Source organism: Bradyrhizobium oropedii (assembly GCF_020889685.1).
Taxonomy (GTDB): Bacteria; Pseudomonadota; Alphaproteobacteria; order Rhizobiales; family Xanthobacteraceae; genus Bradyrhizobium; species Bradyrhizobium oropedii.
Genome location: NZ_JACMYO010000149.1, coordinates 1 through 21,124, shown reverse-complemented (window position 1 = coordinate 21,124; position 21,124 = coordinate 1). Strand labels below are relative to the sequence as shown.

The following is a 21,124-nucleotide window of genomic DNA, read 5'->3' as shown; positions in this document are numbered from 1 at the left end:
AAGCCGCCCGCCGCTGACGGCCCTCCGGTCGGCTCCGCCTCCCTCCGTCCCGTCAGCGGCGGAGCCAACCCTGAACCGACATCATGAACCCGAGGGTGGGGGCAGTTCTTCATGACGCAAAGGGGGCAGTTCCGGATGGCGTTTGACATAGAGAGCTGATGTCAGAATGAAAGCTCCATCTTACGCGCCCATGCGCTCAGCTATTTCGCGTTTCAATCGACGCTGTCTAGGCGCAGGATTCAGCTGACGCCAAGCTGCCCAATCGATCGGGCCATGTCGCAACGGTCCGCCAATTTGGTCCTCTGGCAGAGACGGCTGACGCTATTTGTTGGATTCCTCAACCAACGACCCCCGGCGCCGGAGGTTCATGGCGCCGAGGGCCGCTACTCCCGGCGGGCTGCGGGGCTTAGGACCGGGAGCTTTGAATCGATACCCGCTGCTCCATTTCGTTCCAAGCGCATACTGTCTGCCAAGGCTCAATCTTTTCTCGCAGCGACCAGACGGATCAATATCCGGGTCCACACCTTGACGCGCGTTTGAAGGCGGGCCGGTTCTTGTAAGGGCGTGCCGGTTAGCGGCATCTTGAACAGCCCCTCGCGCAGCATGGCCGACCGGGACGAAACTCAGCGTCTCGGAGGCGCGTTCAGCGCGTTGTGACCCGCTGCCTTCAATTCATCTATTGAGAGTCGCCCGTTCGCTGCGGCTTCGAGGATCTTGGAAGCAACGTGCGTCCTGGCGCCGATTTCAAAGACGGAAATATTCTCGCAAACTTCCTCTAGCACTGCCCTTAGCAGCGCAGTCGTTTCGGCGTCGAACATGCGTTTCCCTCCAATTGGAAATTGATGCTGAACGCCGCCGAGCGGAGTATATTCGCTCGGCGGCACCCGCCACGCATTCCAGTCTGGATCCTGAAATTCCAGCTTGGCGAGATTGGCACTTTTCCGCCAAGGCTTTGTGACACGCGCGTGACCAGACGCCCCCCTCCAGTCAATCCTCGACATCCGCAATTCGCCTGCGGATGATCACAATGGCGATGACCAAACCAAATAAGCCAGCAACAATTCCGGCCAGACCTGAACCGAATGCGCCGCCAACATCCCGGTCGGACAACGCGAACACAGCGGCTTCAACCGCCAAGCCGATCCCCTATGGAACAGCAACTACGATCGCAAGGGATTTGAGAGGTCCGGTCGTCAGTCTAAGGACCATCCTTCCAAGGCCATTTTCAATGCGCGTAAAAAAACTACGCCGTCGGGCTCGAAATATGGTGTCCCGGCGGCGCCCTGTCACTGGGCCCCTGAAATCCCCCAGCGTATTACGATCTAGCAGTCATCCCGCCGTGCGTTTGTGAAATGGTTCACAAATCGCGCCCTCTAAAACCACGGGGCGTTGGTGCAGAAATCTGCTTCACCGACATTGAATTGGCGGAGTTTGCTCTGCTAGTGCGGGCTACTTGGCACCGCCAATGAGTATTGCGGCCACTGGATGAGCAAAAGAAATACCAAAATCCGAGCGCGAGCTAGCGATTAGTCCATGCGGTCCAGCGAGCTTTCGCATCAAGCCAAAGTGAAATTTTCGAATTCGCCAGCCGCCGAACGGCGGAAATCGATTCAGTTGGCGATCATTATTCCAGCTAGCCGGAAATCCGCGCATATCTGCCCGATATTGCCGACTGCGACGCGCATCGCAATTTTAAGACGGTCGGACCACCTCCTAAGCTTGCTGGCATCAGGGCGGGGCTACTGTTGCGGCGCGCATCGTCTGCCATCTGCTGCTCCCTGGGGCCAGCAAGGGCATATGCAAAGGAGAGCGCCCCACCCTTTCGGATGGGGCGCTACGGCGGCCGGACTTGGGGTCAAGGCCAGGCTGGGCCGCCGAATCATTCCTTCGGCTATCATAGCGTAGCCAGGCGCGGCTGCGAGATGCTGCTTTGATGCTGATGACGCGACGCTGAATAAGATTTTCGCGACGGACGATGGCCGGTCCGGGGCGCCATAGCCATCCAAACGCATCGGCGCGATCAAAAACTCCATCATAGGCTCCCCATCCGGGGCCCTGATAATTCGTCCTCCAAGAAGTTCGAGGACCATTGTTGACGACGTTCGTCAACAAGAGGAACGGGGACAATTGCGCCATACTGGACGCCCATTTTCGTCGCGGCGTCCCAGACCATGCGGAGTTCAACCAAGCGTATTGGCCGACTGTGAAGCAAGCAAGTTCGTCGCGGATCAGACGTTCTCGGCAGCGTCCACGGCGGCTATTGAACACATCGACCTGCCTAAATTAATCTGCCGGCGGCAAGGGCAACAGGACAGGCCTTTACGGGCAACCCCAACTCAGCGATGGAATCATGTTCGAACGGTCCGCCCCAGAACGATCCTGGTAAGCTTCACTCTGGTGACGCAAGAGGCTGACACCAATGCCAGTCCCCATGCGCCTCACTCCGACAAGGCCTACTCCTTCTCGCCGCCGGCTTAAGTGCGACATCTCGACTTCGCACATGGCATCAGTCCATTTAGAAAAAGCCGTGCGCTTGAACGATTGGTAACAGCTCATGATAGTTGTGGATGATGTGGTCCGGCTTCGCAGCCCGCAAGCGCGCTTCGGAAACAAACCCGCCGGTGATGGATATGCTTATCAGTCCAAGGCTTCGCGCAATGTTGGTTTCTACTGGCATGTCCCCGATGATGAAGGTTGACTCGGGATTTATATCATTTTGCTCCATATATCGCCGAAGTCGCTCCCCTTTGCTCATCGTTTTATACTGCGTGGCGCGGCTTTCAAAGGCCAGGACGTCATTGAAGTAGCGGTCGATTCCGAGCCTTCGCAATTGAGCAACAAGGGGCGCGACTATATGGTTGCTCACGATGATGGACGAAGTCGCTTCTTGGCGCACCAATTCCAGCATCGTGCGCGCGCCCACGCGTAAATCCGCTTTGTCGGCTAGTGGCTCGTACGTGTCATGGAAGATTGCGCCTCCATCGTAATCTACGGCTGCGACTTCCGCTTCTGACATTCCGACATTTCGGAAAAGAATAGAGAGTGGGACATCGCAATGATCCCGAAAGGTGTCCAGATCGATCGTCGGGCGTCCGAAGCGCTCCAAGATAATGTTCGTCGTTTGCAGTAGCGCATTAGCATCGTCAAGCAACGTGCCATTCCAATCAAAAACAAGCGCCGGCTTCATGATTTGGGCCTCAGGCAGCGTTATGGCGATCAGCCACTAGGTTATACAGGTCTCTATTTGCGCGCGTTTGCCCTGCAGGAGTTGGCATCTCGAATGTGAATGGCGACAAATCGACTCCCTCGCTCCCCGACGGCAGCAACGATGTGAGACGCGGCAGGGGCAAGTAAGTCACAGTTGCCGCGTTGATCGAGGCCGCAATCTTTCCTTCGATCGTTTTAAGAACATACGGTTCGATCGCTTTAAACAGTAGGCTTTGCTTCCGCTGTTGAGCGGGCAGCCCTTTCCATATCTGCCAGAAGGCCAGTTCATCGATGCTTTCGATATTCACGCCGTAGTAATTTGGAGCCACGACAGGCGGAGAGCCGATTCCCCAATGGACAGCTTTGAGACCCGCAGCAAGAAGCATATTCGTCACGGTCCGACTGGTATCGCCACGAATGAGTGCCTCATCGGCAATGAGTATCGTGCGCTTGTCAACGTCAGTTGAAGCCAGACGGTATTTGTGAGCAATGCGACGCTTGCGCTCACTGCTTGGGCCGATGAGAGTTCGTTCAGAGTTTTGAGTCTCGATGACTTCACGTCGTTCGGCATTAACCCCACTTGCTACGAGAGATGAAAATAAGCCGTCAGCGTAGGGGCCTCCGGTATGAGGCATGGACGAGACGATGATTGGAGCGGCCGGCTCTGCGGGAAGCCGATGCGCAATCAGATCCCCCAAGGAGAAACCGATACTGTACCGAGTTTCGAGGTGAGATCGCCCCTGGATCGACGTATCCGGACTTCCGAGGTAAAGAGTTTCGTAGGCGCAAAGCTTGGCGGCGCGTTGAGAATCGCTGACAGAACGATCGAGGCAATGTCCATTTTTGCCGTCCACATATTTGATGTAGCCCGGGACGATTTGATCTGACTTGCCCCGAAGCCCGGTAAAGGCGCAATTTTCCGACGCAAAGAGCAAGAATCCATCGTCCGTCTGCATGAACTCCAAAGGACGCAGACCATATCTATTGCGGAACGCAACCAGATTTCCTTCAGTGTCGAGCAAAAGGGCGCTGATGGCACCATCAATGCGCTCATCAATCTCACGAAAGACGTTCTCATACTTGACCCGCAGCCCTTGCCGCCAGTAATCCCTTTCACAAATGTGTCCAACTAGCTTGAGCAAGAGTTCTGCATCCGTCCGACCCGCGAAGGTGCGACCTTGGGCAACCAGTTCTGCCCTAATCTCTCGAGCATTTACCAACGCTCCGTCCAACGAAATTGTCAGTTGACGGGAGGTGGCCCTGCGATTGGGAGTTGGTTGATCGTCGCTCTCACCCTCTGTGCAAACTCGACCGCGAACATGAGCGATTGCAACATGGGGAGTGAACTCCAGATCCTGCTCATCCTTGTCGATCGCACGCAGTTCGTGTGGCCGAGACGCGGTTTTATATCGAACGCCTTTGTCGTGCATGAAGGCGGCGATGCCGACTCCTGCCTGTCCGCGAAGTGAGAGCTTCGGAAGCATGTGCTTGAGCCGATCATAAACGGTCTGATGGGAACTGCTCCAAGGCAATAGAAAAGCGGCAGCGATACCTGACATGCTGGTAACCTTCTTGTAGCGTCCCTGTCCCGAGCCCGTCACAAGGCGGATGTAGTCCGCCGATCCGATAAGAGATGGACCTGCCCTTAAGCAAGCTTCGTACCAGCGCCCAGCGCTCAGCAATTTGAGCGAACCATCAAACCCACAGGTGTCGAGATTTCCGCTCTCACAATCTCTGCGGCCGGACAAATGAGCTGACGTTTTCGCGACAATCCGTCTGAAGCACGACGAGCCCGTATGAAAAATAACAAAGCCAACACTCGTGCGGCAGCGCATGTGACGATCAACAAGGCATCACTGATTCGCCCAGATGCATGCTTCAGAAGGTCGTCATGAACGCGCAGCTCAGTGCCGGCCACATCCGCCCATCCGCCAACCGATCGGCGAGATCAATGTGCGCGTCCTTTCCATAACCAGCTCTTCTTGATCGCCTCGTCGATCTCGATAAGGACGTTCGCCTTCGTGGGTTCAGTCTCCGGATCCGCAAATCCAAGGTCGGCAAAAACATTGCCCGAGCCGATCATGCCGAGGGCGTCGGCCGGCTCTCAATCCTCAAGCTTGATACCGATGGAAGAGCCATCCCGATCTATGGCTCCGCCTTCGGATTAAGCGTTTTCGTCCAAGAGCTTGTGTTTCATCGAGGCAAGCCGATGATCTATGGGAGCCTCGGTGATCGCCCGGCGATTTCGGCCCGACTGTGAAGAGATAAGACGATGTAGTTCGCAGTACGGCTTCCGCCCTTGCTCTTCCCCTGGGCTGGGACATAGCTACCAACGTTTTCGGAAGGCGAGTCATCCCAGTTTTGAGACCAGCTGGATAGGCTCGTCCAGCCAAGCACGACTCGTCGGAGCTCGACAGCGAGCTCGATAGATTTCGCTCTGTCGCTCACGCTGACGAAGCCACCGGCGCGACACGAGCGCAGCCAATTTGGCGAGCGTTCGGGCGGGAACGCCCGCGGACAATTCCAAGAATTCGAATGCCAACGCCGGCCATTCGTCGAGTAAGGACTCGCTAACGCAAGCGCAGGGTTCGGGCTTTGTTGTATGAGCGTTGTACGAAATTGAAAAAGACGCCGAAACTTCCGCTAAGTCGCCAAACAACTGTTTTCGAAGGAGAAAAACTCATTGGAGCGGGTGAAGGGAATCGACCCCTCGTATTCAGCTTGGAAGGGTTTCGGCGGCTGAATCTCGTCAACGTTCATTCGGACAAAACACCCTTAAAGCCACCATTGAACCACAACGGCAATTCCGGTGTGTCCGCAGGGACGCGAGCGCTCGATTGAGGTTGCATTTGGCGAGGACGGCGGTTTGACGCACGAGGTGCGACGAGGCATTCCGAGCCGGTGCCTGCGATGGAGCCAATTGGCCGATTCGAGGATTATATAACGAGGACAGTGGGGACATCTCAAAATTATATACTTATTATCAAATAGATAGTCTTAATTTGGACATCGGAGAGAACTTCGTGGTACCCGTATGTTCTATCTTTGTTCTCAGCAACTTCGGGGAAATTGTGCGATGCTAGCGGGCGCCATGACTGCAAAACGAACCGCGCGGACCCGGGGGCGGTATTTGCCTCCGGACGACCAGCATCAATATCTGTTGCCCGATCTTCTTCTGCGGATCGGCCGCGCCGCGCTGGATGAGAAGCAATACGAAATGCTTCGTTCCGATGACAGCGATCAGGCCAGGATATTTTATTCGGGCCACCTTGATCTGTTGGAGGCGCCGGCCGTTTCAATCGTTGGAACGAGAGATGTAAGCGAGAACGGCCGGAAGCGTGCCTATCAGCTTGCGCGTGCCCTTTCGGCAGCTGGTGTGTCGGTGGTTAGCGGACTTGCAAAGGGTGTCGACACCGCAGCGCTGACAAGCACGTTAGACAATGGGGGCCATGCTGTCGCGGTCATCGGAACGCCGCTTGACAAAGCCTATCCCGCTGAAAATTCACAGCTGCAGCAGCAGATCTATGCTCATCATCTGCTCGTCTCACCGTTCCGGAACGGCTCGAGGATATTTAAGTCGAATTTTCCGGTACGCAATCGGGTGATGGCAGCGATCTCCGACGCTACCGTCATCATAGAGGCGTCGGACACCAGCGGCACGCTCCACCAGGCTAGCGAATGTGTGAAGCTCGATAGATGGCTATTTATTGCACAGTCAGTTCTTGATGACGGCTCCCTGAAATGGCCGGAGCGTTTTCAAGGCTATAAAAAAATGGCGCCGCTCAAGACCGCAGAGGACGTGCTTGCCCGAATAGGCGCTAGGTAGTCTTTCCAAGCGCAGCGCAGTGAACGGCCCTTGCGCCAGCAGAGAGCAACAATTCCCTGCATGCCCGCATGGAGCCACCGGTGCTAACAACATCATCGAGCAGCAACACGCGGCGTCCTCGGATGAGGTTGGGCGATTTGACGATGATGCTTTTCAGATGATTGTCCTTGTCGCGACTGCCACCATTCGCAAGCTTCGCGACCGGCTTTTGCCTGATAAGGACTTCTGTGGCGTCAATTCGAGGATCGTCGATACAGATGCGCTGAGCGAGCTCGCGGATGCCGTTGATGGCCTTCTGCGGATCGTGAGAAGGCACCGTTACCAGCGCGACGTCCTTCCGAATGATCGGCTCGATCAGATTGAAGAAATAGACGATGCCGCGGTCCTTCTTGTCCTTCAGATCGAGGATCTTCCCGCTGTAGGTGGGATAGTTCGACCCGTCTCCACCCATGGCCTTATGCCTGCCCCATGGCATGTATTCGCCAAAGGCAGAAATCTCGTCGTCTCCGAACTCCTTAAAGTCGCTAAGAAACCAACGTTTCATGGTTGCCTACTCGAACTCGGCGGCCTTGCAATGGGGCGGGCGATGTCGTCAGAAGGCGGTCAGTCGGCAAACGCGACTGCACAGGGCTGTGACTTCTGCGAATCATCTGCTTAATATTTTATAGCCGAGAGTTGTAGGGGTCGCGAATCCCCGCGGACAAGCTGGTCAGATGGCCCCGTGATTCTACGGAATCTGTCTTGAGGGTTGTCAGAAGGGTTCGGTACGGTGCCAGGAGCGACGTCGAGGCTATGGCGCCGCAACCTTTCGGAACCGACCAATTAGCACAAGCCGTCGCTCGGCTATGCGTCGCTAACAGGAAGAGCCAGTTACCGCAGGAGCCGAGCAGCGACGGGATGCCCCCGCCCTGCAAGATTGTCCCAAGAACATGTTTTCGTATCTAATTGCCTCATGCCAACGAATCGAAATGCGGGATGGGTGACCGATATCGAGTTTGTGTTCACCGAATGCGTGCGGATTCAAAACGCGGTCTCGGCTGCGGTCAAAGATGATCCGGCCAGTTTGCAGGACCTACCGAAACAGGACATGTGGGGCGATCTACCTCACCCGGATGGCAAGGGACCGCTAATATGCGGGCGCGCGGCCGACCAACGGGTTTGGCGGCTGGCCGAACAGGCGGTGAAATACAGCGATGCCGTGGGCACCATCGAAATCGCGCCGGTGCACAAGGCGCTCGGCAAGATCCTCGTCCAGCGCTTTCTGACCGAGCGCCGCCCGATTGATGAACAGCAGGCGGAACGGGCTCTCTCGTCGGCAGTCAAAGAAGCCAAAAAAGCCCGGATGAACCGAACGCATTATTTCCCCTGTCGACTAATGCACAGCAAGGAGCCTCCAAGCTTCGCTATCGGGCCAGTTACGTTCCACACACTCGAACGCTTCAACGAACTGATGGCTCCGCACTACACAAACTACCTACAGCGTGGTGGTGGGGATTGGAAAAAGAAGTCGGACGAACGACTGCTTGCCAGCGCGATGCATTACTACGACGGATTCACCTGGGTCGGTGAGGTCAACATACAGAATTGCGACGACGGCACCTCGTTCGATCGTGCCCGGATGGCGGTGACCGGGGCGGTCAACATCGTGCATATTCTGTTCGGGGCGTATCACACGCGCCGAATGGATATCGGCGGCCCGCGCCTCGCAACGGACCGCCGGGCGCATATGTTGCTCGATCCCAAACAAAGCCTGTATATCTCATGCTCCAGCGCCGCTACCTCGGCGGTGGGTTTCGAGGACGATTGGCGCAAATTTCTCGAAGGCGAGAATATTGCGGTACTACTTCGCGCCGCCGACAAAGTACTTGAAACGGTTGTCAACCCAGCGATCAAGCGGACGCTGGGATCACGCTTGTTGGACTCAGCTGCATGGTTCGGCGATGCCGTTCGCGAAGAGTCCCCTGCCGCACAAATCATCAAGGCGGTAACGGCACTCGAACGGCTGGTGCTAACCTCCGAGCACGAAGACATCAAAAAAACTGTTAGCCAGCGCAGTGCGGCGATCCGGTATGACCCAGCGGACACCAAGTCATTTGACGAACTGGAAAGTGAGTTGGCTGAAGCCTACGTGATGCGGTCTCGCCTCGCCCATGGTTCTCTATCGCCTTTCGATCCGGAAGTCAGAGCCTTCGCTCCGGTCTGCCTGGAACGGGTCGAACAGGTGATCTGTTGCGGATTAGGCTTGTTTGAGTCGCACGGGCTCTTTGACCGTGAACTGACGAACAGACAAATGGCCGACGGGTTCGACGTTCTGATCTCATTTGCGGAGAAGCGTGACGCCGCTTCCAACGGTGCTCCCGCCTGAAACCGGGCATATCACGCGCCTGAAACGAAAACCGGCCCGCGACAGGTGGCGCGGGCCGATCTTTTGGAGCCGGAGCGAAGAAAGCGCGAGTAGCAACACACCACCCCATCACCGAACCAGCGGATCGAAGGAACACGATCGGCTGGCTTGCATGGTGTATCGCGTCATCGTTGCGGTGGCAACGCGGTAACAACTCGCTTTGCGCATCCGCATGTTCGCGCACCAAAAATAAAACGGGTGATCTTTCTCACGCGTAGCAACCAAACACACGGGCGGAGCGCTTAACGCGGGAATTGCAAAAACCCGCGCAAAACGGGCACTTCTGCGACACCTGCTCTATTGGCGCGTAGCAGGATGATTTCTCCGCGATGGGGTAACCAACTCTCACGCGGAACAAGCAACGCGATGCAGCATGCGTTCGTCGGGGGCTTGAGCGTAACAAGACATCGCGACAAAAAGAAAACGGTCGAGCTGTGAACTCGGCCGTTTGAAACATTAGGGGACGATCCCTTGCGCAGTCTCTTCAAGCGAGACTCGTGATGCCACATGCGACGCGCTTTATCAAGAGGTGTGGTTGTCGTTCCCCTTCAACACGTTGAAGGAGCAACAAGTGACGATCGCAAGCCACCAATTCACGACGAACTTCACCCGCAACGAATGCCTGCGCGAGAGGCGCTTGAGCTTGAGGCGCTGGGCACATGCTCTGCTATCGCGGCATGCCATCCGACTGGCGCGTGATGCCGACAGAGCTGGCCAAGCGCGGTAACTGCGGCCGGGAACGCATCTCGCGCATTCTCAACGAGCTGATCGAGGCCGGCCACATCAAGAAGACGATTTCGCGCGATCCCGTGACGCAGAAGTGGAAGGCCGCGGGGTACACCGTCTTTGCCGTCCCGAACGCTCCAAAGCCGATCGCTGACGATGAAGCGCGCGAGATCATTCGAGACGCGCAGCGCGTGGCTGAGCAGCCACCACCTCCGGAGAGCGGAAAAGCCGCGGCGGGAAAGCCGTCAATGGCTAATCCGCCCCTACTAACTACCGATCTACCAACGACAGATTCAACCAACACGACAGACCGCGACCGGCACCAAGAAGAGGCGCGCGGCGCGAACGAAAGACAGACATTTGTCCGAATGAGCAGCAGGACGATCGTCCGAATGGAGTCGGCGTCGTGCCGCAAGTCACTGATGAGCGGCTGAAGGGAATCGACCCCTCGTATTCAGCTTGGAAGGACGAATCTTGCTGCCTCCACAGCATCAGCCGCGAGATTAATAAGTTTTTGATAATACTGAATATACTGCAATAATAGCACTTGGGAACGCGCCAAGAACGCGGGGTGATTTTTATGGCTGTTTTGTATGAACGTTGTACAAGGTTGGCCCTCCCGACGCCGCCCCCGAAGTTCTTGCGCGAGTCGCTCCGGTTGACCGAAGACCATCTCTACGATGCGGTCGCAATGAGCGAAGACGAGCGGCTGGCTCGCACCGTCGTTGAGCTGGGAGACGACAAGGCCAAGGGTCTCACGATCCGCATCACTCCGCACAAGCCGATCTGGTACATCCGCAGAAAGGAGAAGACGCTTCGCCTCAGGGATATTCGCTAGCTCTCGCTGGAAGACGCCCGATACGTCGCGGAGCAGATCGCGCTCGCCGCCAAGCGCAACCGCGACCTGAACGAGCTGGCTCACGTTCTGCTGGAATACGTCCCTCGTCCGAGCGACGGCAGCACGTTCCGGGACGGCGACGCCGAAGCAAAACTGGACCACATGCTCGCTTGCCGGGACAAGGCGAAGGCGATACCTGCGCCTCCGTACTGGACATGGAAGCAACTGACCGACGAATTCCCGAAGCGCAAGCAGCCTGATCTGAAGGCCAGTTATCCCAAGGCGTACGAGCGCTACCTGAGGCTCGAGGAATTCGGACCGATCAACAACAAGATGGTGCGCGACATCGAACTCAGCGATCTGGAAAAGGTCCGAGACGCAATCCATATCAACCACGCCCCATCCACCGTGAATCGTGCGCTTCGCCAATCCAAGGAAATGTTGACGTGGGCCTGGAAAAATAAGGCGACTGCCTCCGGGTTGGACAAGTTGTTATACAAGTGGTGGGACCGATGGTCGTACGAATACAAGGCCAAGAAGAGGACCCGTACTCCCACCATCGAAGAGATCGCTCGCACTCTGGTTGTTGCAGAACGCTTCAGACATTTGGCCGACGGCGAGCACGAGACATATCCGGGAACGCTCGGCGCGCTTTGGGCTGTGGCTCTGACCGGCCAACGAACCGGCGCCTTGATGCAGCTCAGGACGGACCGGCTATTCCGCGCAGACAAGGCGTACCGCAAGCTTAAGGCATGGAAGATCGCCAATTGGACCACAGAGGAAATGAAAGGAGGTCGTGACGGCGGCCGGCCCCACTCACTTCCGCTTCCACCAGAAGCGCTCCGGATCCTGAACCAATACCACAAAGAGGCCGGCGGCGATTCTCCGTGGATGTTTCCGGCACGCAGGGCCGACCAACACGTGAGCAAATCGGCACTCAACCAGCTAATCTATCGGCTCCAAGGCCGTGTCTATGACCACACTGTGAGGCAGAAGGCTCAACGCAAGGGTAAGCCTGGACCCAAACCGCGCCCGCTGAAGGTCAGGCCGAACCTGTTCGAGCGATTTGGAATTCGCCCCTGGACCCCGCACGACTGCCGCAGAACGATCACGACGTACCTGGAGGACCGCAGACTGGGCGGCGCTGCCAGCGCGATACTTGGCCACAAGCAACCCAACTCGGACTCCAGCCGGGAGGAGCGCGAGAGGCTCGCTCCGGTCACGGAGCAGCACTACAACAACTCGCAACGCATTCGATTGAAGGCTGATGGCATGGCTCTGTGGGTAACACGGCTCTCCTAAGTGCCTACAGCCGAGAACAGAGACGGCTTCAGACGGTCCTGCATCGCCGCGCTGCCGCGTGACCGGGAAGACCCACGTAAAACAAAGATGCGCGAGAGTTCCGCGTGCGTCCGCGTCTTTTCAGCCGGTATTTTTTGTCCGCCATCGCACGCCTAAGCGGCGCATTGGCCCTTCGGTCGATCTGCCCGGCACCCGTTTAAGACCGCATGCGCGACGCGAAACGATGCAGTTCCACCCGGTCCTGATCGTTGAGATAGAAGCCCCGGGCCGGATATTCGTTCGTGCCGCCCTTCAGGACGCGGCGCTCCTCAATCTGCGAAATAAGATAGGCGAAAGCCGGATTGAAGCGCCGGAGCGGCCAGCCCGTTTCCTTGTGCAGTTCCTCAACGCCGACAGTTTCCTTCTTGGCAAGAACCGCATCGACGAGGGTCACGACGTCGACGGCAGGATCGGCCCCCAAGGCGTAGGGATCGAACGTGATGTAGAGACTGGCATTGCTGGTCATGCGCGGCAACCGTTTGGCGACGAATGAGGTTGTATTGATAAAGTCATCCGTCGACAGTTCGGCGACGGCGAACGCCAGCTCATCGAGCGAGGCGTCCGGAAACGCGGCAATCAACTCGTCCTCCGGGATGAAATCGCTGTAGCCGTGGGTCGATTCCTTGGCAATCCACAAGCCGATCTTGACCGCGAGCGGTCCCAGCTCGCCAATTTTCACTGCAGCAGGCTCCCTTGCAGGCGGCGCGACGATGGCTTTGGTTGTCGAATTTTCGCCCGGCGGCGGCGAGCCATTGGCCAGCCAGGCGTCCAGACCGTTGACGACCATCTGACCAATTTCGGCGAATTGCAGGATGTCGTCGCCGACGAGCGGCACGGTCTCGCCGAGCCGGGCATCAGCGGCGTGCTCGGCGAAAGCTGCATCCGCAACGCCAAGGTTGTGCCCGATGACGTGGCGCTTCTGGATATTCAGTGTCAGAACCGCAAGCGCGTCCGGCGAGAGCACGGCATAGGGATCGAAACCGAACTCCGCGAAGCGTTGTTGCCCGCGGCCAATATTCTGAAACGCGTTGCCGACGGCCTTTACGTCTGGAGAGCCGGCCGGACGCGCCGCCACCTTGTATAGGTAGACCGTCTTGAGCGTCGCTTCGAAGGCGGTCAGCACGTCTTCATGGGCGTTTCCCAGCAGCCGATACGCCAACTCGCTCTGATCCTGACCGAAACTGTCGGCGAGCTTGACCTGGTCCCGCACCAGCGTCGCCTCGCGGGCAAAATGAAGATGGATGTTCGGGGCGCCGCAATCGGGACAGAACAACGAAATTGCGAAAACACCGTAGTCACGCGCACACTCGTCGCAGACCAGTTCACGTAGGAGATCGCTGCGTATGAAGCGGGGCACCGGTTTGTGTACCGGCCGCGGGCCCGCCTTGATCGTGATGGATTTGCTTCCCGAAAACTTTCGCCCGAGATCTTCGAACATCCCATGGATCGCTTCCTGCATGTCGGCGTGCGCCGCATGCTGCACGATCTTCTTCGCGGCGGCGAGGTCATCGGGATGTGTGAAGTCGTTATCGGAGGCCACAACGCCGCTATAGGGGCAAACCGTTTCGGAAATGCCCGGTGCATGCGACATGCGGGGCGTCATCGCCTCCGGCAAAACGAAGCCCTCGACCCGATTGCCCATGACGAAATGGCGTGGGTGCGCGTTTTCGTTGGGTGAGTATCGATACACCCGGCCATCCGGAGTTTGCGGCAAGGGAATTCCGAGTTGCATGGTGCTACCCGATTTGCCCCGCTGGTACTTTTCGAGATTACGAAATCGCATAACCCAATCCGTGTTCGTAGGACATTCGGCGGCTCGGCGAATCGGCGTTCCCGTAGCATATCAAGCTTCCATCGCGCGCTCTAAGGCGCCAATTCCACCAGCAGTTCGTCGAGCACCGCCGCCAGCCCGGTCGCGCGGATGAGCGGCCGGACGCCGACGGCCCGCAGCTTTGGCACCGCCCGGTGGTAGACCGCGAGGTTAGTTTGACCATTCGGCCGGGACGGATAGATGATTCCGTCGGGCCGCTCGGGATGCTCGTGCCAGGCAAGCGACCATTTCCGTGCCAGCGCTTGTGCCGAGGCACCGGCGACATCGGTCGGAACACCCATCCGGATAGCGCTATCGTCGCGCAGGTCGACCATGGTCAAGGCCGAAGCAACCTCGATCTCGGCATAGTTCCGCTGATGGAGCTCATCCTCCCCCAGGAGCAGCGAGCCGTCGGTACCGTCGCGCCGGTCGCGCAAAACGGCCTCGAGAACGCACACCTTCAGCGTATCGCCGAGATACAACACGCCGAAGCGGTTTGCGTCGACACGGCGCCGAGGGTCACTGAAATGGCTGGGCGATTTTCCGTAGCCGAGCGGATTGGGGTAGCGCCCGAGATAGATGCGCCCAAACCGCGCCCCGACGGCGACGGTCCTGAGCTCTAGGCGCGATTTTGGCAGGCTCGGCGGCCGCTTGCCGGCCACCTAACGAAAATCTCCGCGGCCGACGCTCTCCGCAGCCGCGAGCAAGGCATCTCCCTGCCCTCGCTCCAAGGCCTGCCGACCCGTCAGGCCGTCGAGTTCATCGTGGGGCTGCACGAGAAAGCGGAAGATGGTCCAGGGAGCGCCGAGCCGTTCTCGCAAAGCTGGCAGTTCAGGATAGGGCTTTCCGTCACGATCGAGTTGCCAGACCGGAAAGCGGAAGCCGCGTTTTGCGCCATCCAAGCCGAGCAGCTGTCCGTTTTGTCGCTTTGCATTGATCGTCACGCGTGTCGTATGCAGCAGCTTGGCCAGTTCGTCGGCACTGCGCATGTCCTTCCCGGACAGGATTTCTGCCGCCCTTATACGGCCCCGATCCCGAGCCGCGGCCAACGCCCGGTCGAGTTCGCCGTCATTCTCCATTTCTTTTGAAGTCGTTGGCTCCACGGGCACAGCGACAGCGTCACCGCCCGGGCCGACATTGACGAGAAAGCTGAACGTGCGTCCCTCTCTGCTGCTCTTTTCGATAGCTTCGCCATAATGCCGGATCAGCGCGCTGACGCATTCCGGTTTCATCGCCATCACCTTTGCAGCACTGTCGGATGCCTTGACCGCGATATCGGGGACGGATCTACGCCGCAGTCCCTTCAAGCCGGGCATAAACGACATGCTCAGCAGCATCCTGGCGCCGCGCTTCCGCGACGCGGGAGTTTTTCGAACTGATTTTTTCGCCTTCGCCATGGCATTTCAGCTCCTGCACAGGTTGGACGGCTCACACCATAGACAAAATGAGAACTTCCGTTAAGTTCGTCAAGCTTGTAAAGTAAGTTAAATTCTGTTCTTATTTCGTTCTTTTTTAGAATTCGATTAGATTATCTGGCGTGGCCGCACCGCCGGCCGTCGAGCCAGCTAGACCGGAGTATCGATGTGTTCTTGATCGACCAGGAGATGGCAACCGACCTGCTCTATATCGCGTCGCACGAGTTGCTTGCGCCTACAACGGCTCCCGCGCCAGGCGCTCCGAGCGTTCGATGATCGGATGACGTGAAGCAGATGTCGATTGCCATAACCGCCCCCCAGAAGTTCGATTTCCAGGATCTTGTCTGCATCGAATTGATGCTTCGCTTTCAGGCAAATCCCGACCTCACCCTCCTTGTCGAGGGCGACGAGGATGCCGAGATGACCCTGCCACGATCGGCGCTCGCACCCCTTGTGGTCGAGGTGCAGGTCAAGGGCGCAAGCGGGCCGGTAACAATGGCCAAAATCGTCGAATGCCTGGCGCACTGCCCGGACCGCCAGGCGAGCGGCTGTCTCTTCGAGCGGATTCTCGCCTCTCCCGACAGGATCGCCCTTCTGGTCATGTCGGGACGGTGCGACGACGCAGCCTCCGCCTTTGTGCTGCCCGACTGGGACGGAGCGGCTCCGCCGGTCGGTCGGATCAAGACGGCGACCGCCGCAGCGTTCCTCCAGGAATTCGGATCGCTGCCCGCGAGCTCGGACTCAGACCTCATGACCAGGAGAAAGGCGCACCGGGACGCGCTGGTCTCGCGGCTCACTTCTGATGCGGTTCGTCAGGTGCTCGACAGGATCGTCGTTTTCGAACGTATCGGGGATAGCGATCTTCAGATTGCCTGCGAACGACATCTCAAAACGCAGTTCCACATTCCGCAAGATCGCATCTTCGACATTGTCAACCGGCTGCACAAGAGGATCAAGGACGCAAAAAACGACGGGACGGATGCCGTTCCGGCGATGCGGACGGTCCTTGCGGACGCCTCCCCGCCCTCGCTTCGACCCCAAGATTACGTGTCTCGTGGTGTCGAACCCGAACTGATCGCGACACTGACGGATAGGAACTGTCTTCTGCTCTCGGGGCCGCCCCGTAGTGGCAAGTCGGACACGGCGAGGTGGGTCGCCGCCGAGTTCGAGCAACTCGGATACGACGTCCAGCAGGGATCTGATCTGGAAACAGCAAACCGCTTCCTGCTGGAGCCGGGAAACGCGCAACGTCTTTTCGTTCTGGACGATCCGCTAGGCGGTGCCCATCTCGATCCGGAGGCGGGTCGGGTATTGGAGCGATTGGCTAAATTGCTATCGCGGCTATCTGCTCGGCAGAAACTCATCGTCGCGCAGTCGCAGGATGCGATTTTTGACACCTTGGGCCGGACCGAGCTTCGAGCGTGTGCCATCTCCGGAAAGGCCTGGACGGACCTCGGAAGGTATTCCCCGGACTTCTTGCAGAGCCTATGGACTCAGATGGCAACGCGCGCAAACACGCCGCCATCGCTGCTTGCTCGAATGGCCGCAGCGCTTGCCAGCGGGGACAATGAACTTGAACCTGGCTGTCTGCAGCACTTGGCCCTATCCAACGACTTGTCCGATGACATGTCGCTGGACCAAGCTGTTCGTCTCGCCCGCGAGCCTGCACGAAGCCTCGGCCAGGCCCTTGCGGCCCAGCCCTCCATGGCCGATCTTCTCGCCGCACTTGCCGTAGCGTCGACGCCCAGCACGCCGATTGATGCCCGCGAACTGGCCTTCGCGCTGGACGATGCTTCGACGTCTCTCCCAGGGAAAGTTGCCTCCGCGTTTCCGGGACTTCAGCTTGGCGGAACTCCTCCGGCCGAGGTCGCGCCGACCTATGATCAGGAGCCCGTCCTCGAGCGGGAAGCGGAAATCGATCTGGAGAAACTCGAGCGTCGCGGAATCGTGGCCGTGGTGTCCCCGCAGATCGCGTTCACGCATCCGTACTACCGTGCCTGCGCGGAATCGATCCTCGATGCGCCGAGCGCCCGCATTGCGGCCAGCGTCGTGCGGATCGCGGAACGAGCGCTGTTTTGCCTCGCTCCGCACACGTCACGCGCGGCCGCACGAAATCTCGACTGGCTCTTCCGAACGATGACCAGCAGACAAGATGCGCAGCAGAAACTGATCTCGATCTGTGTTGACGGTCTGCACTCTATCTATCCGGCGACGCGGGACCTGTGTTTCGGTTTTCTCGTTCGCCATTTGACCGAACTCTCGGAAGAGCTGAGAGACGATCTCCCCGGGTGGGTCCGCACCATCGCGCGCACGAGCTTGGATGGCATTCGTTGGCGGGGTGGCGAAGCTGTCTTTCCAAGCGAAAGTATCGTCGATGGCAGCGAACGGTTCATGCGCTATTTGCGGCAGGTGAAGCAGGCCGATGTTTCGGTCGAGCTGAAGGCGCTCGAAGGTGACGACGCGTCATACCTCTCTCCGGAAAGAGCGGCCGAGACGCTTGCCTATTTCAAGCGCAAGCCCGCAAAACTTACCCTCCGGGCAATGGGTCGATTGCTCAGCTACGACGAAGCCGTATTACGTGCCGAAGCGGCAAGACTTTGGTTGCTTCGAAACCGTTCCGACGATCTTGCCCTGCTCTCCCGTGTTTTTGAGGACGAGAATCCGGCCGTCATTTTGGGTGCGTTTAAGGGCGTCTGCCTGGGATGGAACGAATTCTCGGCAGACCGCCAGGCGAGCATTCTGGATCATCTCAGGCGTGCCGCGGCCAATCCGTTTGCGGCTCTGCTTCTGCTTGATCGCCTCGTTGTCTTCAATCGGGTGGAATACACGGGCGAAAACCCACCATGGCCCGTGTTTGGCGAATTGATGCCGATTGTGCTTGCGGTCCTACCCGCCGACGCCAATTTCTCGGAAACCCGGCTATACGCGGCCATGGGGGAGGCCTGTGAAAGACTGGCGATCGACGCGGTTATTCCGATCCTAACAAGTTGGACATCCTGGATCGAACGCGAGCTCGCTCGTGGCATCATGCCCGACGAATATACCCTGGCCGTCTCGGAAATCCTGTTGGACGTAACGGAAACGCGGGCTGGTCTCCGCCAAGACTTGGTGAAGCGTCTCCTCGCCCTGCCGGGAACGACCGCTATGGCGGGGACCATTCGCGACTTCATCGATGCATGGCCAAATCTTGATCAGTCGGAACGGGACCGCCTAATTGATGTTCTCACCAGCGATCGCGCGGATCTGTGTTGGTTGCAAGCGGTCGTGCTGACAAGACGCGTTGTGCCGCCCGAACTACAAGACCTCATTCTTGGGAACCCTTCGGCGCTTTCGGCCGACGCCTCCGACATAATCCGGAACACTCCCCCCTCCCTTCTCGACGCGGCAGTGTCGGTCTATTGCGGCCGTCCACAGCCACTTTGGTGGCTCGGAACGCATCATACACGGGGGACGGTCTGGGAGGCTGTCGCCCGAGAGATCGCTCTGCTGCCGGCGCACGCCAAGTTCGACACGGCGCTGGCGGACATTATATATCAACAAGACGATAAGCGGATCGCTTCGATTGTACGAAGCGTTGAGCCCGAATATCTCGAAAAACTCTTCGGGATGTTGCTTCGTCACAGACTGGAATCGAATGGAAATTATTTGCGCAAGGCATGGGGCGCATTATTTGGCCGCGTCGAGGGCACGATCGGCGACGCTTGGCTGGACCGTATCAACCAGCTTGCGCCCGTGATGCTGGATGACCTCGACGAGATTGGCAGATGGTTGCCTGAACAGCAGGCGGAGCAGCTGTTGGAGCGGTTCAAGGCCGATCTGACGCCGCTTCTTCTTCTCGACAGGCTCGGCGACTTGCCCCAAGAGGCTTGGGCTTCCCTAAGGGACGACACGATCTCGGCAATGAAAGGCCTCCTGAAAGCCGCCCCGCCTCGGCTGTTCGGAACATACGATCGCATCGGCCGAGAATGCAAAACACTCGGACTTGAGGATACCGAGCTCGATTCCTTGCTGGAGCAAGAACGTGCGAAGATCTTTGACGCGCGCAAAAAACGCGACGACGAAGAGCGCGACGACGAACCGCTGCCTAACGGCTGGGTTTCTCCTTAGCTCAAAGAAAGCTGTTCGCGCGTCATCTGCCACCATTCCGGATCGGCAGCCGAACGTAATGATGCCCCTGCGGAAACGCCGTGTCGACCCGTTCACGCGGTCGACGCGGCCGCCGGAGAGCTCAATTGCAGCGAACGAGCTGTCGCCTACGGCACCGGGTTACTATCCGACACCTCAAAGAACTTCTTCGCCTTCTGATGACCCTGTAACGCGACGGGACGATACGGACCGAAGCTAGTCTAGTGCGCGCGGACTTCATCGCGAGGCGCTCCTAGACCGTTTCGTGAAGTTGCGCCGTGTCCGGAACGTCGCGAACCGCTTTCGACCAGTGCAACGAGGTTCCGCCCATCCCGACCATGCACTCGTCGTGCATCATGCCATCGGCAGACGGGTACAGCCGCAGCATGCCCTTGTCGACCAACACTCGACTTGCCTCGGGGATCTTCTCGGCGATGAATTCGACCATCCAGGCAAGCGTGATGTCCGACAAGCGGGATTCGTTTTCGGGATAGCTACCGCCGACATCCGCATGGTTGCCGGCGAACCAGATCTGATCGAATTGCTCCGGTTCGCCCTGCCTGTCGGGCCACTTCACGGTCCCACTGCCGCCCCATGGCACTCGCTTGAAGTCTTTCCGCCCTTCGTCGATCGACTGCAGATGCCGCGCGTACTGGACATCTGACGCGAAGTGCCGGTCGTACGCCCAATCAGGGAAGAAACTTGCCACCCAATCGCGGCAACCGCATCCCAGATTCCGATGAAATAGGCCGACGCGCCCGCAGCGCGTCCGACGTCCGACTTGTGGAAGATGCGGAATTGCCCTGCCCGCTTGTCGATCTCCGCGCTGTCCCGCGGCATGCCGAGCCAGTAGACACAGGAGATTGCCTCTTTCGCGACTCGCCGCAGCGACTTCGGATCGAGGCTGATGGAATCGCCGTTCGGCTCGTTCCTGGGAATGCCGCAGACCTCGAGCACGTGCGACAGGCACCGGGCAGTATAGGCTCCGCGGCTGAAGCCGAACAGATAGATGCGCTCGCCGGGCTCCCAGACCCCGACCAGAGCGACATAGCAATCGACAATCTTCTTCGTAATGCCGAACCCGAACATTTGCTGGACCGTCTCCTTGAGACGGCTCCAGCGACTGCTCTGGCCCGGTGCCGGGGTCCCTATGCCGGGGACATAGAGCGCCAACTGCTGCTTGGGATCGATCATGGAATCGGGCCCGGTTCGCGTCGCCCGATACAGCTTGTAAACGTTGGTGCGGCTTTCGTCGGGCAGGAGACCGCCCTCGTTTCCCGTACCGTCCGCGAACACCAGAATGTTCTTGGCCATATCAGCCCCTCTGGCGTGACCATCGGCTCGATCAATGCATCCTGGACGGTGTTGCTGCTGGCGTCCGTGAAGGCGGTAGCGACACCGATTGCCTTCGCACCCCGAGCCGGGTCACTAG

At 58.4% G+C, this 21,124-nt stretch carries 15 protein-coding genes, 1 tRNA gene and 1 pseudogene; 6 read left to right on the top strand and 11 right to left on the bottom strand.

Annotation, left to right across the window (positions count from 1 at the left end):
- Positions 1 to 623: 623 nt before the first annotated feature.
- The 5 genes from H8A95_RS31620 to H8A95_RS43910 form a co-directional block, all read right to left on the bottom strand.
- Positions 624 to 818, bottom strand: coding sequence for a hypothetical protein (locus H8A95_RS31620; RefSeq protein WP_229186746.1), 195 nt, complete (start codon positions 816 to 818; stop codon positions 624 to 626).
- Between the two features lie 169 nt (positions 819 to 987).
- Positions 988 to 1,137 (bottom strand): hypothetical protein, encoded by a 150-nt coding sequence (locus H8A95_RS31615; RefSeq protein ID WP_229186745.1) that lies wholly within the window; start codon positions 1,135 to 1,137, stop codon positions 988 to 990.
- Positions 1,138 to 2,515: 1,378 nt separating this feature from the next.
- Entirely contained in the window at positions 2,516 to 3,187 is a 672-nt protein-coding gene (locus tag H8A95_RS31610) for an HAD family hydrolase (RefSeq protein WP_229186744.1), read from the bottom strand.
- A gap of 10 nt (positions 3,188 to 3,197) precedes the next feature.
- A complete protein-coding gene (locus tag H8A95_RS31605) occupies positions 3,198 to 5,042 on the bottom strand; it encodes an amidophosphoribosyltransferase (RefSeq protein ID WP_229186743.1) in 1,845 nt (614 codons plus the stop codon).
- Positions 5,043 to 5,155: 113 nt separating this feature from the next.
- Positions 5,156 to 5,290, bottom strand: a complete 135-nt coding sequence (locus tag H8A95_RS43910; protein WP_274617675.1) for a hypothetical protein — start codon at positions 5,288 to 5,290, stop codon at positions 5,156 to 5,158.
- A gap of 993 nt (positions 5,291 to 6,283) precedes the next feature.
- Here H8A95_RS43910 and H8A95_RS31600 point away from each other — a divergent pair.
- Positions 6,284 to 7,033, top strand: a complete 750-nt coding sequence (locus H8A95_RS31600) for a DNA-processing protein DprA (RefSeq protein WP_229186742.1) — start codon at positions 6,284 to 6,286, stop codon at positions 7,031 to 7,033.
- On the opposite strand, the gene H8A95_RS31595 is transcribed toward H8A95_RS31600, so the two are convergent.
- The gene (locus H8A95_RS31595) at positions 7,026 to 7,577 is read right to left on the bottom strand and encodes a ComF family protein (RefSeq protein ID WP_229186741.1); all 552 of its coding nucleotides are present in this window, start codon (positions 7,575 to 7,577) and stop codon (positions 7,026 to 7,028) included. The genes H8A95_RS31600 and H8A95_RS31595 overlap by 8 nt on opposite strands.
- A gap of 435 nt (positions 7,578 to 8,012) precedes the next feature.
- Here H8A95_RS31595 and H8A95_RS44235 point away from each other — a divergent pair, with 435 nt between their 5' ends.
- Positions 8,013 to 9,398 (top strand): HEPN domain-containing protein, encoded by a 1,386-nt coding sequence (locus H8A95_RS44235; RefSeq protein WP_229186740.1) that lies wholly within the window; start codon positions 8,013 to 8,015, stop codon positions 9,396 to 9,398.
- A 698-nt stretch (positions 9,399 to 10,096) separates the two neighbouring features.
- A complete protein-coding gene (locus H8A95_RS31585; RefSeq protein ID WP_229186739.1) occupies positions 10,097 to 10,597 on the top strand; it encodes a helix-turn-helix domain-containing protein in 501 nt (166 codons plus the stop codon).
- On the opposite strand, the gene H8A95_RS31580 is transcribed toward H8A95_RS31585, so the two are convergent.
- Positions 10,589 to 10,662 (bottom strand) — tRNA-Gly (locus H8A95_RS31580). The genes H8A95_RS31585 and H8A95_RS31580 overlap by 9 nt on opposite strands.
- Positions 10,663 to 10,821: 159 nt before the next feature.
- Here H8A95_RS31580 and H8A95_RS31575 point away from each other — a divergent pair.
- Both H8A95_RS31575 and H8A95_RS31570 read left to right on the top strand, forming a co-directional pair.
- Positions 10,822 to 11,001, top strand: a complete 180-nt coding sequence (locus tag H8A95_RS31575; protein ID WP_229186738.1) for a hypothetical protein — start codon at positions 10,822 to 10,824, stop codon at positions 10,999 to 11,001.
- Positions 11,002 to 11,163: 162 nt separating this feature from the next.
- On the top strand, positions 11,164 to 12,303 hold the full coding sequence (locus H8A95_RS31570; RefSeq protein ID WP_229186737.1) for a tyrosine-type recombinase/integrase: 1,140 nt from the start codon (positions 11,164 to 11,166) through the stop codon (positions 12,301 to 12,303).
- A 196-nt stretch (positions 12,304 to 12,499) separates the two neighbouring features.
- On the opposite strand, the gene H8A95_RS31565 is transcribed toward H8A95_RS31570, so the two are convergent.
- The 3 genes from H8A95_RS31565 to H8A95_RS31555 form a co-directional block, all read right to left on the bottom strand.
- Positions 12,500 to 14,125, bottom strand: a complete 1,626-nt coding sequence (locus H8A95_RS31565) for a hypothetical protein (protein WP_229186736.1) — start codon at positions 14,123 to 14,125, stop codon at positions 12,500 to 12,502.
- A gap of 80 nt (positions 14,126 to 14,205) precedes the next feature.
- Complete coding sequence (locus H8A95_RS31560; RefSeq protein WP_229186735.1) at positions 14,206 to 14,814, bottom strand: RES family NAD+ phosphorylase; 609 nt, start codon at positions 14,812 to 14,814, stop codon at positions 14,206 to 14,208.
- On the bottom strand, positions 14,815 to 15,468 hold the full coding sequence (locus H8A95_RS31555) for an XRE family transcriptional regulator (RefSeq protein ID WP_420839480.1): 654 nt from the start codon (positions 15,466 to 15,468) through the stop codon (positions 14,815 to 14,817).
- Positions 15,469 to 15,861: 393 nt separating this feature from the next.
- Here H8A95_RS31555 and H8A95_RS31550 point away from each other — a divergent pair, with 393 nt between their 5' ends.
- Positions 15,862 to 19,674 carry an nSTAND3 domain-containing NTPase gene (locus H8A95_RS31550; RefSeq protein WP_338027996.1) on the top strand — a complete coding sequence of 1,271 codons (3,813 nt, stop codon included), beginning with the start codon at positions 15,862 to 15,864 and terminating at the stop codon, positions 19,672 to 19,674.
- Positions 19,675 to 19,945: 271 nt separating this feature from the next.
- Here the strand turns inward: H8A95_RS31550 and H8A95_RS31545 are convergent.
- Positions 19,946 to 21,006, bottom strand: a pseudogene (locus H8A95_RS31545) (phospholipase effector Tle1 domain-containing protein).
- Positions 21,007 to 21,124: the final 118 nt, after the last annotated feature.

Coding starts and splice junctions, on each gene's coding strand:
- H8A95_RS31620 (WP_229186746.1), bottom strand. CDS start 818: ATGTTCGACGCCGAAACGACTGCGCTGCTAAGGGCAGTGCTAGAGGAA.
- H8A95_RS31610 (WP_229186744.1), bottom strand. CDS start 3,187: ATGAAGCCGGCGCTTGTTTTTGATTGGAATGGCACGTTGCTTGACGAT.
- H8A95_RS31605 (WP_229186743.1), bottom strand. CDS start 5,042: ATGCGCTGCCGCACGAGTGTTGGCTTTGTTATTTTTCATACGGGCTCG.
- H8A95_RS43910 (WP_274617675.1), bottom strand. CDS start 5,290: ATGATCGGCTCGGGCAATGTTTTTGCCGACCTTGGATTTGCGGATCCG.
- H8A95_RS31600 (WP_229186742.1), top strand. CDS start 6,284: ATGCTAGCGGGCGCCATGACTGCAAAACGAACCGCGCGGACCCGGGGG.
- H8A95_RS31595 (WP_229186741.1), bottom strand. CDS start 7,577: ATGAAACGTTGGTTTCTTAGCGACTTTAAGGAGTTCGGAGACGACGAG.
- H8A95_RS31585 (WP_229186739.1), top strand. CDS start 10,097: ATGCTCTGCTATCGCGGCATGCCATCCGACTGGCGCGTGATGCCGACA.
- H8A95_RS31570 (WP_229186737.1), top strand. CDS start 11,164: ATGCTCGCTTGCCGGGACAAGGCGAAGGCGATACCTGCGCCTCCGTAC.
- H8A95_RS31565 (WP_229186736.1), bottom strand. CDS start 14,125: ATGCGATTTCGTAATCTCGAAAAGTACCAGCGGGGCAAATCGGGTAGC.
- H8A95_RS31555 (WP_420839480.1), bottom strand. CDS start 15,468: ATGCCCGGCTTGAAGGGACTGCGGCGTAGATCCGTCCCCGATATCGCG.
- H8A95_RS31550 (WP_338027996.1), top strand. CDS start 15,862: ATGTCGATTGCCATAACCGCCCCCCAGAAGTTCGATTTCCAGGATCTT.